The following is a 461-nucleotide window of genomic DNA, read 5'->3' on the forward strand; positions in this document are numbered from 1 at the left end:
CGTCAGATGTGTATGAGAGACGGATGCAACCAAGCCCAATACCGGTAAAGATAACACCGGCAAGGACAATGCGAACGAGCCTACTACCGGTAAAGATAACGCCGATAAGGATAATGCAACCAAACCCAATACCGGTAAGGATAATGCCGGCAAGGACAATACAGACAAACCTAATACCGGTAAAGATAATTTAGCTCAAGTTAATGAGCAAATTTCTAAAAATATTCAGAATAAATTAGTAACTCTTAGATTGATTGATGTAGTAAAAACAGAAGAATTTAGTCAAGCTGAAGTAGATACAGGTTTTATTGCAAATAACTTTGCTGCAAACCCATTGTTGGAGAAAACTTCCGAGAATACTTTTGTTTATGATAGTGCACATATTATCGAAACTTCTGGGAGGGTTGGAAAATATAAACTTTTACGTCCCCAAACGGTTATATTGGGAGGTGTAGCAACAC

At 38.2% G+C, this 461-nt stretch carries 1 pseudogene; it reads left to right on the forward strand.

Features of this window, described 5'->3' with window-relative positions:
- Positions 1-250: 250 nt before the first annotated feature.
- A pseudogene (locus tag ACTHUG_RS11445) lies at positions 251-461 on the forward strand (hypothetical protein); the annotation flags it as partial.

Origin of the sequence: Neisseria sp. P0022.S009 (assembly GCF_051956675.1) — a bacterium.
GTDB lineage: Bacteria > Pseudomonadota > Gammaproteobacteria > Burkholderiales > Neisseriaceae > Neisseria.